This is a genomic window from Xanthomonas sp. AM6 (assembly GCF_025665335.1).
Taxonomy (GTDB): Bacteria; Pseudomonadota; Gammaproteobacteria; order Xanthomonadales; family Xanthomonadaceae; genus Xanthomonas_A.
On record NZ_CP106869.1, the window covers coordinates 153,050 to 167,098 of the forward strand.

Here is a 14,049-nt window from a genome sequence, read left to right on the forward strand (position 1 = left end):
GCAAAACCCCGGTGAGGACCACCCACCCACCTTCGAGACGATCAGAAGGCGCCACTCCACGAAACGATCCCGTAGGTCACCATCGATGCTTGGTAATTCAATTGGAGCAGGAACGACATGACTCAGATAGCGGACTGGACTCTGAGCCGAGTCGCAGTCTTCGACAAGAACCGCGTTTATGTGCTCGCCTACTCCAAGCGCGAGCCCGGCACCCGGGTCTTTCGATGGACCGGAGAATGGAATAACTACCACGTTCAAGCGATTTCCGCCGGTATATGCGCAATTCGCGGCGCCGCTCCCGAAATCCTGACGCTTGGCGCCAATGGTAGCGTTCATCGCGCTGCACCCGATGGCCAGGCCTATGAGGACATAGTCGAGGAGAAACCCAGCAAGCACGGCCTGCTGCGCGACATCCGCGCGATCGGTGGACGTGTCTATGCCACGGGCGTCGGCCGCCAGGTCCATAGTCGAAAGGACAGAACCTGGCAGCGCTGCGATCAAGGAGTGGTCGAAGATCCGACCGCCGCCAACCTCAGTGGCTTCGAATCCATCGATGGCTTTGGCGAGGATGAAATCTATGCCGCCGGCAACCAGGGCGAGATCTGGTGCCGCCGACAGGGTGCCTGGCAGCGAAGCGAAAGTCCGACCAAAATCGTGCTGGAAAACGTTCTCTGCGCACCCGATGGCGTCGTTTACCTCTCAGGTCAGTCGGGCGTCGTCATACGCGGCCGTGCCGGTCGCTGGGAACTCGTTGAGCATGGGCTTACCGAAGATACGTTCTGGGACATGGCCTGGTTCAATGATCGACTCTGGCTGTCAACCACCGAAGCACTCTACATGCTGCAAGGCAGCGAGCTGGCGAGGGTCGAGACAGGGCTTCCCCGCGACCAGACTTTCAGATACCTGGACGCGAACGAGCAGTGCCTGTGGTCATCCGGTGAACGACATCTTGCAGCGTTTGACGGAGCGGCCTGGACACGCATACCCAGTCCCTAAGGCAAATGTGGAGACGTACATGAACAAGCCTGTCGTCGATCCGGGCCAACCATGAACCGCGCGGCGTCGACGGTACTTGTGGCGTGATGTTCCCTGCCGGACGGCGATGCGCGACGTCCGGCATGAGAGGACCCGCTACGCCGGCGCCGACGATCTGCGCGACGCGCGGGCCAAGGGCCGCGAGGCTCGGTGAAGCGTGCAAGCCGCGTCGGCGGACGGCCTAGACGGCCATGACCCCGCCATCGACGAACAGTTCGTGCCCCGCGACGAAGCTGGCCGCGTCCGAGGCCAGGAACAGCACCGCCTCGGCGGTCTCCTCCGAGCTGCCGAGGCGGCCGAACGGGATCATCTGCTTGAAGGCGTCCTCGGCGCCGGCATTGCGCTCCAGGTAGGTCTGCATTGCCGGCGTGTGGACCATGCCGGGCGAAACCACGTTCACGCGGATGCCGCGGTGCTTCAGGTCGGTCGTCCAGGTGCGCGCCAGGGAGCGGATGGCCGCCTTCGTCGCGCTGTACACGGACAGCGCGCCGATGCCCTTGCTGCCCGCCACGGAGCCGGCCAGGATCACGGCGCCACCGGTCGTCATCAGCGGCAGCGCCTTCTGCACGGTGAAGACGGTGCCCTTGACGTTGGTCGTCAGCAAACGCTCCAGGTGCGCCTCGTCGATCTCGCCGAGCGCCGCGGACTCGGAAACGCCCGCGTTGGCGAAGACGACATCCAGTCGGCCATGGTCCTGCTGGATGCGCGCGTACAGCCGGTCCATGTCCTCCGGCACGCCGACGTCGCCCTGCACGCCCACGGCGCCGCGGCCGATCTCCGCCACGGCCGCGTCCAGCCGGTCCTGCCGCCGTCCGGTGACGTAGACCTGCGCGCCTTCCGCCGCAAACGCCTTCGCCGTCATCAGCCCGATGCCGTCGGTGCCACCGGTGATCGCGACAACCTTGCCCTCGAATCGACTGTTCATCTCGTTCCCTTTCCGTATAAGTGGAGGATTGCTCCACTTAGTATATGGAGGTAGCCTCCGTTTCCACAAGCCATTCCTGAAAGAGCCTCCGTGACTGCCGATACCCCCTTGCGCGCCGATGCCCAGCGCAACCGCGAGCGCCTGCTCGCCGCGGCCGAGGACGTGTTCCTGGAGCGCGGCGCCGAGGCATCGATGGAAGACGTCGCCAAGCGCGCCGGCGTCGGCATCGGGACGCTCTACCGGCGCTTCCCCACGCGTGAGTCGTTGTTCGCTGCGGCATACAGCGCGCGCTTCCTGTCGCTCGCCGCGGCCAGCCACGCACGCGCCGGCACGCTCGATCCATTGGCCGCGCTGCGCCTGTATCTCGAGGACCTGGTGCTGCACACCAGCGTCTACCGGGGGCTTGCCGCTTCGCTCGGCGCGATGCTGCAGAGCGGTACCCCGGGTTGCGATGCCATCGGCAAGGAGGGACGGCGACTGTTGCGGCTCGGGCAGAAGTCCGGCGTCGTCCGCCGCGATGTCACCTTCGACGACCTCGTCGCCGTGTCCATGGCGACCTCGCTGGCCACCGAGCAGCTAGGCTCGCCGAAAACGCGCATCGCGCACCTGATCGGGCTGTTCCTCGGCGGGATCGAAGCGCGCACACCGCACGCCTAGCCGCTGAGGCGAGAATCGCCCTCAGGCTTCCGCCGGTAGTCCGATGCGGCGCATTACCATGCGCACGGTGCCGCAGCCGAAGCGCTCATGTCCCGGCCTCGCCCCCAGCAGACCCACTCCGCGAGCGCGCCGCGAAATAGCGCGTCGGCGAAAGCCCGAGCGTCTTCTTGAACATGGTGATGAACGCGGTGACGGACTCATAGCCAAGGCGCTCTGACACCCGCTGCACCGAAGCGCCGGCGGCAAGCTCGCGGATGGCGACGAGCAGATGCAGCTGTTGCCGCCACCGGCCGAAGGACAGGCCGGTTTCGCGGGCGATCAGGCGGGTCAGGGTCCGCTCTCCCAGCGCCAGGCGCTGGGCCCACTGGGTGATGGTGCTGCGATCCGCCGGATTGGCGGCCAGCGCATCGGCCAGCGCCCGCACCTTCGGATGCTGGCTGACCGGCAGGTACACGCGTTCGACCGGCATCTGCACCAGTTCGTCCAGCAGCACCCGCGCGAGCCGTTCGGTGTGCCCGTCGCGCGGGGAGTCGAGCGGCGCATCGGCCAGGTGCAGGATCATCTCCCGCACCATCGGCGAAATGGACAGGGTCACGCAGTGCTGCGGCAAGGCGACGAGGCCGGGCTCGACGAACAGGTAGCACAGCCGCGCATTCGCGGTGGCGCGGTTGCTGTGCGGCATGCCGCCGGGAATCCACACGCCGCATTGCGGCGGAACGATCCACAGGGCGCGTTCGACCTGGCAGGTCACGGCCCCGTGCAGGGCAAGGATCAACTGCCCCTTGCGGTGCTCGTGCACCGGGATCTCGGCAGCGTGGTCGGCCACCAGCAGGCGGCTGGCGATCGCAGGCCGATCCGTCGCATCCGGGTCCAGATCGAAACCGGGGAGCGTAACGCGCGTCATTTTCAGTTGACCGGTTTTAGCGAAACATTGTCATTCTAGCGAAATTCGGCGACCGGGGCCGCTGAATACGATGCGCCCATGCAAACGCCGCCCCCCGCCCCTGTCCGCTCCTTCCTCTCGCGGCCGCGCGCGCTGCTGCAGGCGCCGGCGCTGAAGGCCGATCAGGAAGCCGCGCTGTTCTCCCTCAAATGCCTGGTCGCCGCGATCCTCGGGCTGTACCTGTCGCTGCGGATCGGCCTGACCCGTCCGTTCTGGGTGATCGGCACCGTCTACCTGGTGTCGCAGCCGCTGGCCGGGGCAACGCTGAGCCGCGGCCTGTTCCGCCTGCTGGGAACGCTGGGCGGCGCGGTCGCCACGGTCGCGCTGGTACCGCGGTTCGCCAACGCACCGCTGGTGCTGAGCGTGGCGCTGGCCGCCTGGATGGGGCTGTGCCTGTACCTGGCGATGCTCGACCGGACACCGCGTGCCTATGCCTTCCTGCTGGCCGGGTACACGACCAGCCTGATCGGGTTCCCCAGCGTGATGGTGCCCGGCGAAGTCTTCACCATCGCCATCACCCGCGTGCAGGAAATCGCCATCGGCATCCTGGCCGCCACGCTGGTCCATGGGCTGGTGCTTCCGCGCAAGGTCTCGCACCGCGTCCAGGCGCGGGTCGCATCGATCCTGTCCGACGCGGAGCGCTGGACCCGAGACCTGTGCGCGGGCGCGAAGGCCACGGTGCTGGCGCAGGACCGCGCGAAGGTGGCGGTGGACCTGCTCGAGCTGCACACGCTGTCCATCCACCTGCGCTTCGAGAGCGCCTATGGCCCGGCCCAGGTCGAGATGCTGCGGGCGCTGCACGACCGGATGCTCGACGTGCTGATGCTGTCCAGTGCGGTGGACGATGCGATGGTCGAGCGGCGCACGCTGGAGCGCGGTCCGCAGACCGCGGACACCGCCGACCCGAACGGCTGGCGCGCATCGCTGCAGGCCAACCTGGCATCGAACCTCGCCGAGCTGGACACCGCGCAGCGCGACTGCCGCTTGCTGGAAGCGCAGTTGCGCGCCGCCAACCCGCACTGGCGCCGGCAGGTTCCCGCGCGGCTCGCGCACAAGGCGCACGGCCACGTCCTGCACCGCGACCACCGCCTCGCCCTGCGCGGCGCGGTCGGCGCCTTCGTCGGCATCGTGCTGAGCTGCGGCCTGTGGATCGCCACGGCCTGGTCCGACGGCGCGACGGCGGTCTCCATCATCGGCACGGCGTGCCTGCTGTTTGGCACCACCGAGGCCCCCGCCGGCCACGTCATGCGCTATCTGGGCGGGTCGTCCATCGGGGTCGCCGTCGGCCTGCTCTACGGCCTGGTGGTCTTTCCGGGCCTGTCCGATTTCACCGGCCTGGTAAGCGTCCTGGCGCCCGTGCTGCTGGTGTGCGGGTCGTTCCTGGCGCGGCCGCCTTTCATGATGGGCGCGCTGGGCGTGGTGCTGACGTTTCCGCTCATCGCGGGCCTGGGCGCCACCAATGCCACGAACGCCGTCGGCGCGCTCAACAGCAGCGTCGCGCTGTTCGTGGGCACCGCAGCGGCGCTGTGCAGCATGCGCCTGTTCCAGACCATGGACCCCCATCGCGGCCGCAAGCGGCTGCTGGAGACGATCGAGCGCGCCATCGCGCGCCGCGTTCGCGGGCGTGGACGCAACGCCACCGACTGGACCAGCCGCATGGTGGACCGGCTCGGGCTGCTCGCCCCGCGCCTGCGCGGCCGACCGGAGGCAGCGCACACCCTGCGCACGCTGTTCGCGGACATGCGCGCGGCAGGCGCCGTGGCCGAGCTGCGTGTGATGGGCAGGGCGCTGAAAGGGCAAACCGCCCGTGCCTGCCATGCCGCGTTGATCGACGCGGCGGTCGTCCATTTCCGTATCCGCGCCATCCCCCAGCGCGCGCTGGACAGTCGCCTGCTGGACTCGCTCGACCGCACGCGCAAGGCGGTCATCGCCGACCAGGAGCCCGAACGCGCACGCATGCTTGCGCTGCTTTCGGACCTGCGCCGCGACCTGCTGGCGCCGCTGATCGCGCATGGGGGCTAACGCCATGTTCGCCGACCTCTCCATCGATGGCGTCTTCGTTCCCGGCCTGCTGGCGGTGGCGCTCCTCGCGCTGGCGCTGGCGTTGCTGGCATCGGGGCTGCTGGCGCGCCTCGGCCTGTACCGGTTCTTCGCCTATCGGCCGCTCGTGGGCCTGTCGCTGTTCGTGATCCTGGTGGAGCTGCTGATCCGGCTCGCGCCCCTGATGTGGGAAATGAAATGAAGCACATGCTTGCCGTCATCGGGCGTTGGAGCGCAACGCTCGGCCTGTTCGTGATCGCCGTCGTCGCGGCCCTGTCCATCTGGAACCGATACGAACAACGCCCATGGACGCGCGACGGCCGGGTGCGCGCGGACGTGGTGCGCGTGGCATCGGACATGGGCGGGCTGGTCACGCAGGTCCCGGTGCACGACAACCAGCGCGTGAAAGCCGGCCAGCTCCTGCTGGTGCTGGACCAGCCCCGCCTCGCCGCCGCGCTGGAGCAGGCGGATGCACAGGTGCGCAGCGCGCAGGCCACGCTCGACCTGGCCCGCCGCGAATCGAAACGGGACGTCGCCCTGGGCGATCTGGTCGCCTCCGAGACGCGCGAGCGCAACGCCGCCAAGGTCGCGACGGAGCTGGCCAACCTGGCGCAGGCCCATGCGGAGCGGCGGGTGGCGCTGCTCAACGTGCAGCGCACCGAGGTGCGCGCCACCGCCGACGGCATCGTGACCAACCTCGACCTGCACCCGGGCGACTTCCTGCAGCCGGGGGCGCAGGCCATGGCCCTGATCGCCGCCGACAGCCTCAGGGTCGAAGGCTATTTCGAGGAAACCAAGCTTGCGTGCATCCGCGAAGGCGATGTCGCCATCGCCCGGCTGATGGGCGACGGCCGCGAGGTGCGCGGGCATGTGGAGAGCATTGCCGCCGGCATCGCCGACGACCAGCGCTCGAGCACGCACAACCTGCTGCCGGCCGTCGCGCCGACCTATTCGTGGGTGCGGCTGGCGCAACGCATCCCGGTGCGCATCCGGATCGACGAGATCGCCCCGCACACCCGGCTCATCATCGGCAGGACCGCGAGCGTGACCATCGCCCCGAGTGCGGCGGGGGCCTGCAAGTGAGCGGCACGCTGTCCCGCGCCGGCGCGATCGCGTTGGCGCTGTCGTTGGCCGGCTGCGTGTCCGGCCCGGACTACCGCCTTCCGCCCAACGCGGTGGCGGCCGCCCCGGCGGCCAGGCGCGCGTTCGTCTCGGGCCAGGATGCGGCGTTCGCGCCGGCCGAGCCGCCGGATCGCTGGTGGCAGCTGTACGACGACCCCAGGCTCGACGCCTACGTCGCCGAAGCGCTGCAGGCCAACACCGACCTGCGCACCGCGGACGCCAACCTGCGGCGCGCCTCGGCGGCGGTGCTCCAGTACCACGCCCAGGGCGCGCTGCGCACCGACGCCAACGCCTCAGCCACGCTGGCCCACGCCGGGGGATACACCGCGTCCTCGTCGTCGCCGCAGGTGTACGCGCTGGGCATCGACCTGTCCTATCCGATGGACCTGGCGGGCGGCATCCGCCGCGCCATCGAAGCGGCCAGCGCGGGTGCGCAGGCCGTCGCGGCGGCCCGCGACCACGTCCGCGTGACCGTCGCCGCGGCGGTCACCCGCGCCTACGTCGGCACCTGCTCGGCCAATCTGACCCTGGCGGCCACGCAGCGGGTGCTGCAGACGCAGCGCGCCACGCTGGACGCCACCCGCAGGCTGGCCGCGGGTGGGCGCGGCACCGCATTCGACGTCAGCCGGGCCCAGGCCGCGGTCGAGCGCAGCGCGGCGGAGATCCCGCATCTGGTGGCCGCGCGCCAGGCGTCCCTGTTCGAGTTGGCCGCGCTGATGGGCCGGCTGCCGGCGGACTACCCGCAGGACGTGGCCGGCTGCCAGCAGCCGCCGCGCCTGAAGCGCGCCATTCCGGTCGGCGACGGCTGGCAGCTGCTCCAGCGCCGCCCGGACCTTCGCGCGGCAGAGCGCAGCCTGGCGGCCGCCACCGCCACGATCGGCGTGGAAACGGCGAACCTCTACCCGCAGGTGCGCATCGGCGTCTCCGCGGGCATGGCGAACGCGCTGGACAAGCTGCTGTCCGGGGACAGCTTCGGTGCCAGCATCGGCCCGTTGCTGTCGTGGAGTTGGCCCAATCGCAGCCTGGCCAGGGCGCGCATCGACGCGGCGGGCGCCAGCGCCGATGCCGCGCTGGCGTCGTTCGATGGCGCGGTGCTGCAGGCCCTGCGGCAGACGGAAACCGCGCTGTCGGCCTACGCCCAGGAGGTCGAGCGCGAACACAGCCTGGCCCAGGCGCGCGACGCCGCCGCACGCGCGAGCGGCCAGGCGGGGCGGCTGTACCGCTTCGGCAGGATCGGCTTCCTCGATGTCCTGTCCGCCGAGGCCGCGCTGGCGCACGCCGAATCGGCGCTGGCGGCGTCGCGCGCGCAGCTGGTCGACCGCCAGGTGGATCTGTTCCTGGCGCTCGGCGGTGGCTGGTCGGATCCAGGGTCGGAGGTCGGTCGGGCGGGAACACGCCGATAGGCGCGATCCACCACCGGCGCACGCCCGGTGCGGGCGTCCGAAGCCCGGCGATGCCGGCGCCCATGCCGCGCGTCCGGCAGTGCCGTCAGGGCACCCAGAGCCGCCTGGACTGGCTTATGATCCGCCCCTCTCCCCTCCGCACCGGCATCATGGACCGAGCCCGTACGCGCCTCGCCTGGCACCCGCGTCCGTTCGCGTGGATCGCCACGCTCCTGCTGCTGTTGGGATGCAGCGCGCCTGCGCTGGCGCAGACCGCCCGCAAGCCGTCGCCCTACGAATACCGCCAGGGCAGCGACGCCGCCCCCGTGCAGCCGGCGGAGGGGCCGGATTACCTGCCGCACATCGACAGCCGCGCGCAGTTCATGCAGCTCGCCCGCGTCTACAACCCCGGCACCGCGCTGGAGATGCCGCACCTGATCTTCGTGATCGACCGGCACAACGCCGCGCGCATCTACTACGTCAACACGCCGCGCCATGCGCTGCACGAGCAGTTCGTGCTGCGCCAGCGGCTGGTGCGCGCGATGGACAAGGCCACGCTCAACGCGCAATACCGCGACCCGCAACGGCGGTTCCTGTTCGGCACGCTGAGCTGGCAGCGCGACCTGCCGGGCTACACCTACGAGTTCTGGGAGGGCGACCAGCTCACCGCGCCCCTGCTGCGGCAGACCGACGAAGTGGTGCGTGCCTCGTTCCGCGACCCGATCCGCTTCAAGACCAACTCCACCCAGCACGAGCAGCTGGCCAGCGCCATGGGGCTGGCCTACGTCAGCCAGGAAGCACTGCTGCGCGAGCAGCGCTTCCTGCCGCTGAACACCGGCCGCGCCGAGGGGCGGCTGCGCATCGTGCGCTCCGAGGAGCAGCTGCGCACCCTGTCGCCGCGCGACATCCCGGTGCTGGACGAAGTGCCCATCGCCCTGGCGCCGGTCGCGGGCCTGGTGACGCAGCGCCCGTCCACCCTGCTGTCCCACGTCAACCTGCTGGCCAAGGGCTGGGGCATTCCCAACGTCTACGTGCGCGACGCCCAGAACGCCCTGCGCCAGTACGACGGGCGCTGGGTGGCGCTGGAGGTCACCCACAACGACTACCGGGTGACGCCGCTGGCGCGGCCGGCCAGGACGCCGGCGGCCACCGCTGCCCGCCCGGTGGCGCGCAACAACCTGCCGCGCCCGGACCTGACCGTGGTCGCGCTCAAGCCCCTGGCGGCCCTGCGCGCGCGCGACAGCAGCCACTGCGGGGTGAAGGCGGCCAACCTCGGCACGCTGAAGGCGGCGCTGCCGCCCGCCGCGCGCGTGCCCGATGGCTTCTGCATCCCGTTCGCGCATTACCAGGCGACGATGCAACGGCTGCGGATTGCGGAGCGCCTGCGCGAACTGCAGCGACGCCCGGGGTTCGATACCGATTCGAACGCCCGCCGCGACGCGCTGGCCGCGTTGCGCGCCGAGATCGCCGACGCCGCGCCCGATCCCGCCTTCGTTCGCGCGCTGGACGCGCAATGGCGGGATCAACTGCGCGGCGGCGCCGTGTTCGTGCGCAGCTCGTCCAACTCCGAGGACCTGCCCGGCTTCAGCGGCGCCGGCCTGTACACCACCGTCCCCAACGTGACCCGCGCCGACGCCCTGGCCAAGGCCGTGCAGACGGTATGGGCGTCGGTCTACAACTTCGAGGCGTACGAGGCGCGCACGGCGGCCGGGCTGCAGCAGAACGCGGTGGCCATGGCGGTGCTGGTGCAACTGGCCGCGCCCTCGGACAGCTCGGGCGTGATGATCACCCGCGACCCGTTCGACGCCGCGCGCCGCCACATCACCTACATCTCGGCCAAGCGCGGGCTCGGCATCCGCGTGGTGGAGGGCAAGCGCCAGGCCGAACAGGTGATGTACTCGACCTGGTCCAAGGCGGTGCAGGTGCTGAGCCGGTCGGCCGAAGACACCCAACTGGTGGCCAACGCAGGCGGCGGCGTGCGCGAAGTGCCCATCACCGGCTCGCGCCAGGTACTGACCGACGCGCTCATCGCGCGGCTGGCCCGGATCGGCGCCTCCACCAAGCAGGCGCTGGGTGGCGTGGACCAGGACATCGAATGGGCGGTGGTCGGCGACGAAGTGCTGGTTTTGCAGTCGCGGCCGTATGTGGATCGGAGTGCGCGGTAGCGGGCGGTTGCCCGGTCGCGTCGCACCGATGCGTGGGCCTGCTGCAATCCGCGGTTGGCATGGCGGGAGCCAGCCAGCCTGCGGAGCAGGCCGCCCCAGGCGCTACGGTAGAGCTGTCCGGAGACCGGCGGCCAGCGCAATCCGCTCCTCGGTGGCGTAGGGCACTTTCTGCCCCGCATGCAGCCCGTCGTTCGCGTAGCGCGGGAACACGTGCAGGTGGTAGTGCCACACATCCTGATTGCCGGCCGGCCCGTTGTGCTGGCGCGTGGAGATGCCGTCGCAGCCGAAGGCCGCCAGCATCGCGTGCGCCAGGCGCCGCGTGGCGCGGAAGACCTCGATGCCCAGGTCGTCCGGCATGTCCAACACGTTCTCGTAGTGGCCACGCGGGATCACCAGGCAGTTGCCTTGGATGCCGGCGTAGTGGTGCGTGGGCACCAAGGCGAACACGTTGGCATCCACCAGGACAACGGCCGATTCCGGTGCAGGCGAGGGCAGCGTGGCGGCGATACCACAGAACGGACAGTCGTACCCGGGGGGAGCATGCTGCATGAGGCGCAACGGCGAAGAGAGCCCACTGTGAGGCGGGAACGAATTCTGTGGGGTGCTCTGGCTAACCGTCAATCGGACAGCCGGGGGTGGGCTGGAGCCGTCGTCCACGCCGCTAGGCGATGGCGGCTGGGGAGAAGTGGACTCTGACCCCAGCTTTCTGACCCCAGTTTTCCGATATGTCGACCGGCGTTCTGTGGGTCGGAACGCATACGCTAAAGGGCAATTTTTCGGGCGTCTACGAACCAGAGCCGCCGCCACTGCCATTCTTGTCACCGGATCGCTGTCAGGCGGTACTGGCCAGCGTGCGCAGGCACGTGTCGGAGGCAAGCTATTTCACTTGGCTCGATGCGATCAAGCCCTATGCCTACCTGGAGGCGATGCTTGGCAGCATGCCGAGTCGCTTTGCCGAAACTTTCGATATCGACTAGAAGCTCTGCCTCTGTCCGAAGCGGAGTGAGGTAACGGGCATCGGGCAGTAGGAAGTGAACCTGACCCCGTTTCTCTGCAGGGGCAGGGCGTCAGGCGCCGGCGGCTACGCCCGCGCTGCGCGCCGCAGCGCCTGGGGCGCGGTGCCGTACTGGCGCATGAACACTTCGCGCAGGTGGCGGCGGTCGCGGAAGCCGGTCTGCCGCGCGACCTCTTCCAGCGAATGCCGGCTCTGTTCGATCAGGCCGCGCGCCGCTTCCACGCGCAACTTCTCGATGGCCTTGGCGGGCGACTGCCCGGTCTCGGCGGTGAACACGCGACTGAACTGGCGCGGGCTGAGGTGGGCCACTTCGGCCAATTGCTCCACGCCCAGCGGCGCGGCCAGGTGCTGACGTGCGTGCTCCAGCGCCTGCTGGATGCGGTCCGATCGCGGTGCCAGCGCCTGCATCTCAGTGTGCTGCGACTGCCCGCCCGCGCGGCGGTGGTGCATCACCAACCGGTGCGAGACCGAGCGGGCCATGTCCGGCCCCAGGTCCTTTTCCACCATGCCCAGCGCCATGTCCATGCCGGCGGTCATGCCCGCCGAGGTCCACACCGGGCCGTCGACGATGAAGATGCGGTCGGCTTCCACCTGCAGCGCTGGGTGGCGCGCCCGCAACGCCTCGGCATAGGCCCAGTGCGTGGTGGCGCGGCGCCCATCGAGCAGCCCGGCCCGGGCCAGCACGAAGCCGCCGGTACACAGCCCGGCGATGCGGCGCGCGCGCTTCGCACTGCGCTGCACGAAACGCACCACGCCCGGCGACGGCGCGCACGACAGCGGATCGATCACCCCGGCCACCATCCAGGTATCGGCGTTGGCGCGGCTGGAGAGCGCGCGCGTTTCCACGCGCATGCCGATGGACGAGCGCACCGGGCCGCCGTGCTCGGACCAGGTCTCCACCGCATAGAACGTCCGCCCCACGACCACGTTGGCGAACTCGAACACGGCCTGCGAGCCGATGGCCATCACCTGGAAGCCGTCTTCGATCAGGTAGCCGACGCGATGCATGGGAAATGTCCGGAAAGGGGTTGCGGCATGAATCATACCCATAAACGTCATTTGCGTCATGGGTGGGCGGCTGCATCATTTTTCTGCACCGCGGCATCGCCGCCCAACGACAGGAACACTCCCATGCAAACCCCTGGTACCGCGCTGGTCACCGGCGCCTCTTCGGGAATCGGCGCCCTCTACGCCGACCGCCTGGCCCGCCGCGGCTACGACCTGATCCTGGTGGCGCGCAGCCGCGAGCGCCTGAACGCGCTGGCGGCCGACATCAGCAACCGCACCGGCCGCGCCGTGCAGGTGCTGGCCGCGGATCTGGCCGACGCGCGGCAACTGGCCGAAGTGGAAGCCACCCTGCGCCAGGACGCCAGCATCCGCTTGCTGGTCAACAACGCCGGCATCGGCACGCACACGCCGCTGCTGGAAAGCGATGTGGAGCGGATGACGCACATGGTCGCGCTGAACGTCACCGCGCCGATGCGCCTGGCCTATGCCGCGGTGCCGGCCTTCGTGGCGCGCGGCCAGGGCGCGGTGATCAACATCGCCTCCATCGTCGCCCTGGCGCCGGAACTGCTGAACGGTGTCTACGGCGGCAGCAAGGCGTTCGTGCTGGCCTTCAGCCAGGCGCTGCAGCGCGAACTGGGCGGCACCGGCGTGCAGGTGCAGGCGGTGCTGCCCGGCGCTACCGCCACCGACTTCTGGCAGACCGGTGGCCTGCCGCTGGAACACCTCGATGGCCGCATCGTGATGCGCGCCGAAGACCTGGTCGATGCCGCGCTGCTGGGCTTCGACCGCGGCGAGGCCGTCACCCTGCCGTCCCTGCACGACCTGCAGCGCTGGGACGCCTACGAATCGGCGCGCCAGGCGATGGCCGCGCAACTGTCCAGCAACACCCCCGCACCGCGCTACCGCGCTGCCCACTGAATCCCGCGACAGGACACTCCCCATGAAACTCACCGGCAATACCGTCTTCATCACCGGCGGCACCTCCGGCATCGGCCGCGGCCTGGCCGAAGCGTTCCACCAGCGCGGCAACCAGGTCATCATCGCCGGCCGCCGCAAGGCCCTGCTCGAGGCCGTGGTTGCGGCTAACCCCGGCATGCAGGCGGTGGAACTGGATATCCGCGACGCGGCCCAGATCCAGCAGGTGGCGCGCGAACTGACCGCCCGCTACCCCGGCCTGAACGTGGTGATCAACAACGCCGGCATCATGCCTTTCGATGACGCTGCCGGGGCGCTGGACGACGCGCAGGCCGTGGGCCTGGTGGAAACCAACCTGCTGGGCCCGGTGCGCGTCAGCGCCGCCTTCGTCGACCACCTCAAGCGCCAACCCGAAGCGTGGATCATCAACAACAGTTCGGTGCTGGCGTACGTGCCGCTGGCGGCCACCGCGCTGTACTCGGCCACCAAGGCGGCCATCCATTCCTACAGCCTGTCGCAGCGGTTCATGCTGCGCGACACCGCGGTGGGCGTGCTGGAAATCGCGCCGCCCTGGGTGGACACCGACCTGGTGCACAAGAGCGGCGACCCGCGCGCGATGCCGCTGGCGGACTTCATCGAGCAGACGATGGCCAAGCTGGCCACCGCCACCACCGAAGTGCTGGTGGACGCGATCGCGCCGATGCGCGCCAACCCCGGCCCCAACGAGCACGCGCTGGTGCATCAGTTCAATCAGGCCCTGACCGACAATCCGATTCCGGTGGCATGAGCCGCCGCGCCCTCCAAGGAGCGCGACGATGCTATTCGGCTGGACAAGCTGCGTT

General features: G+C 69.7%; 14 protein-coding genes. 10 read left to right on the forward strand and 4 right to left on the reverse strand.

The window, feature by feature from the left end; translation table 11 throughout:
- The first annotated feature begins 117 nt into the window (after nucleotides 1-117).
- Complete coding sequence (locus OCJ37_RS00635) at nucleotides 118-996, forward strand: hypothetical protein (protein WP_263111732.1); 879 nt, start codon at nucleotides 118-120, stop codon at nucleotides 994-996.
- 220 nt (nucleotides 997-1,216) lie between these two features.
- Here OCJ37_RS00635 and OCJ37_RS00640 read toward each other — a convergent pair whose 3' ends face one another.
- On the reverse strand, nucleotides 1,217-1,960 hold the full coding sequence (locus tag OCJ37_RS00640) for a glucose 1-dehydrogenase (protein ID WP_263111733.1): 744 nt from the start codon (nucleotides 1,958-1,960) through the stop codon (nucleotides 1,217-1,219).
- A gap of 90 nt (nucleotides 1,961-2,050) precedes the next feature.
- Between OCJ37_RS00640 and OCJ37_RS00645 the strand changes: the two genes are divergently transcribed.
- Nucleotides 2,051-2,617 carry a TetR/AcrR family transcriptional regulator gene (locus OCJ37_RS00645; RefSeq protein WP_263111734.1) on the forward strand — a complete coding sequence of 189 codons (567 nt, stop codon included), beginning with the start codon at nucleotides 2,051-2,053 and terminating at the stop codon, nucleotides 2,615-2,617.
- An 85-nt stretch (nucleotides 2,618-2,702) separates the two neighbouring features.
- On the opposite strand, the gene OCJ37_RS00650 is transcribed toward OCJ37_RS00645, so the two are convergent.
- A complete protein-coding gene (locus tag OCJ37_RS00650; protein WP_263111735.1) occupies nucleotides 2,703-3,521 on the reverse strand; it encodes an AraC family transcriptional regulator in 819 nt (272 codons plus the stop codon).
- A 78-nt stretch (nucleotides 3,522-3,599) separates the two neighbouring features.
- On the opposite strand from OCJ37_RS00650, the gene OCJ37_RS00655 reads away from it, so the two are divergent.
- The 5 genes from OCJ37_RS00655 (at nucleotide 3,600) to OCJ37_RS00675 (ending at nucleotide 10,269) form a co-directional block, all read left to right on the forward strand.
- A complete protein-coding gene (locus tag OCJ37_RS00655) occupies nucleotides 3,600-5,582 on the forward strand; it encodes an FUSC family protein (RefSeq protein ID WP_263111736.1) in 1,983 nt (660 codons plus the stop codon).
- Between the two features lie 4 nt (nucleotides 5,583-5,586).
- The gene (locus OCJ37_RS00660) at nucleotides 5,587-5,802 is read left to right on the forward strand and encodes a DUF1656 domain-containing protein (RefSeq protein ID WP_263111737.1); all 216 of its coding nucleotides are present in this window, start codon (nucleotides 5,587-5,589) and stop codon (nucleotides 5,800-5,802) included.
- The gene (locus OCJ37_RS00665) at nucleotides 5,799-6,683 is read left to right on the forward strand and encodes an HlyD family secretion protein (protein ID WP_263111739.1); all 885 of its coding nucleotides are present in this window, start codon (nucleotides 5,799-5,801) and stop codon (nucleotides 6,681-6,683) included. The genes OCJ37_RS00660 and OCJ37_RS00665 overlap by 4 nt, the downstream gene beginning before the upstream one ends.
- The gene (locus OCJ37_RS00670; RefSeq protein WP_263111740.1) at nucleotides 6,680-8,125 is read left to right on the forward strand and encodes an efflux transporter outer membrane subunit; all 1,446 of its coding nucleotides are present in this window, start codon (nucleotides 6,680-6,682) and stop codon (nucleotides 8,123-8,125) included. Before OCJ37_RS00665 ends, OCJ37_RS00670 begins: the two co-directional genes overlap by 4 nt.
- Before the next feature lie 149 nt (nucleotides 8,126-8,274).
- The gene (locus OCJ37_RS00675) at nucleotides 8,275-10,269 is read left to right on the forward strand and encodes a PEP/pyruvate-binding domain-containing protein (RefSeq protein ID WP_263111741.1); all 1,995 of its coding nucleotides are present in this window, start codon (nucleotides 8,275-8,277) and stop codon (nucleotides 10,267-10,269) included.
- A gap of 102 nt (nucleotides 10,270-10,371) precedes the next feature.
- Here the strand turns inward: OCJ37_RS00675 and OCJ37_RS00680 are convergent, their stop codons facing one another.
- The gene (locus tag OCJ37_RS00680) at nucleotides 10,372-10,818 is read right to left on the reverse strand and encodes an HIT family protein (RefSeq protein ID WP_263111743.1); all 447 of its coding nucleotides are present in this window, start codon (nucleotides 10,816-10,818) and stop codon (nucleotides 10,372-10,374) included.
- A gap of 176 nt (nucleotides 10,819-10,994) precedes the next feature.
- On the opposite strand from OCJ37_RS00680, the gene OCJ37_RS00685 reads away from it, so the two are divergent.
- Nucleotides 10,995-11,246, forward strand: a complete 252-nt coding sequence (locus OCJ37_RS00685; protein ID WP_263111744.1) for a hypothetical protein — start codon at nucleotides 10,995-10,997, stop codon at nucleotides 11,244-11,246.
- A 104-nt stretch (nucleotides 11,247-11,350) separates the two neighbouring features.
- On the opposite strand, the gene OCJ37_RS00690 is transcribed toward OCJ37_RS00685, so the two are convergent.
- Nucleotides 11,351-12,292: a GlxA family transcriptional regulator gene (locus OCJ37_RS00690; protein ID WP_263111745.1), complete on the reverse strand. Its 942-nt coding sequence runs from the start codon at nucleotides 12,290-12,292 to the stop codon at nucleotides 11,351-11,353.
- 123 nt (nucleotides 12,293-12,415) lie between these two features.
- On the opposite strand from OCJ37_RS00690, the gene OCJ37_RS00695 reads away from it, so the two are divergent.
- Together OCJ37_RS00695 and OCJ37_RS00700 are read left to right on the forward strand one after the other, a co-directional pair.
- On the forward strand, nucleotides 12,416-13,210 hold the full coding sequence (locus OCJ37_RS00695) for an SDR family NAD(P)-dependent oxidoreductase (RefSeq protein WP_263111746.1): 795 nt from the start codon (nucleotides 12,416-12,418) through the stop codon (nucleotides 13,208-13,210).
- 22 nt (nucleotides 13,211-13,232) lie between these two features.
- Complete coding sequence (locus OCJ37_RS00700) at nucleotides 13,233-13,994, forward strand: SDR family oxidoreductase (protein ID WP_263111747.1); 762 nt, start codon at nucleotides 13,233-13,235, stop codon at nucleotides 13,992-13,994.
- Nucleotides 13,995-14,049 lie beyond the last annotated feature (55 nt).

Excerpts from the sequence above, each read along its gene's own strand:
- OCJ37_RS00635 (WP_263111732.1), top strand. The coding sequence starts at position 118 with ATGACTCAGATAGCGGACTGGACTCTGAGCCGAGTCGCAGTCTTCGAC.
- OCJ37_RS00640 (WP_263111733.1), bottom strand. The coding sequence starts at position 1,960 with ATGAACAGTCGATTCGAGGGCAAGGTTGTCGCGATCACCGGTGGCACC.
- OCJ37_RS00650 (WP_263111735.1), bottom strand. The coding sequence starts at position 3,521 with ATGACGCGCGTTACGCTCCCCGGTTTCGATCTGGACCCGGATGCGACG.
- OCJ37_RS00655 (WP_263111736.1), top strand. The coding sequence starts at position 3,600 with ATGCAAACGCCGCCCCCCGCCCCTGTCCGCTCCTTCCTCTCGCGGCCG.
- OCJ37_RS00660 (WP_263111737.1), top strand. The coding sequence starts at position 5,587 with ATGTTCGCCGACCTCTCCATCGATGGCGTCTTCGTTCCCGGCCTGCTG.
- OCJ37_RS00665 (WP_263111739.1), top strand. The coding sequence starts at position 5,799 with ATGAAGCACATGCTTGCCGTCATCGGGCGTTGGAGCGCAACGCTCGGC.
- OCJ37_RS00675 (WP_263111741.1), top strand. The coding sequence starts at position 8,275 with ATGGACCGAGCCCGTACGCGCCTCGCCTGGCACCCGCGTCCGTTCGCG.
- OCJ37_RS00680 (WP_263111743.1), bottom strand. The coding sequence starts at position 10,818 with ATGCAGCATGCTCCCCCCGGGTACGACTGTCCGTTCTGTGGTATCGCC.
- OCJ37_RS00685 (WP_263111744.1), top strand. The coding sequence starts at position 10,995 with ATGTCGACCGGCGTTCTGTGGGTCGGAACGCATACGCTAAAGGGCAAT.
- OCJ37_RS00690 (WP_263111745.1), bottom strand. The coding sequence starts at position 12,292 with ATGCATCGCGTCGGCTACCTGATCGAAGACGGCTTCCAGGTGATGGCC.
- OCJ37_RS00695 (WP_263111746.1), top strand. The coding sequence starts at position 12,416 with ATGCAAACCCCTGGTACCGCGCTGGTCACCGGCGCCTCTTCGGGAATC.
- OCJ37_RS00700 (WP_263111747.1), top strand. The coding sequence starts at position 13,233 with ATGAAACTCACCGGCAATACCGTCTTCATCACCGGCGGCACCTCCGGC.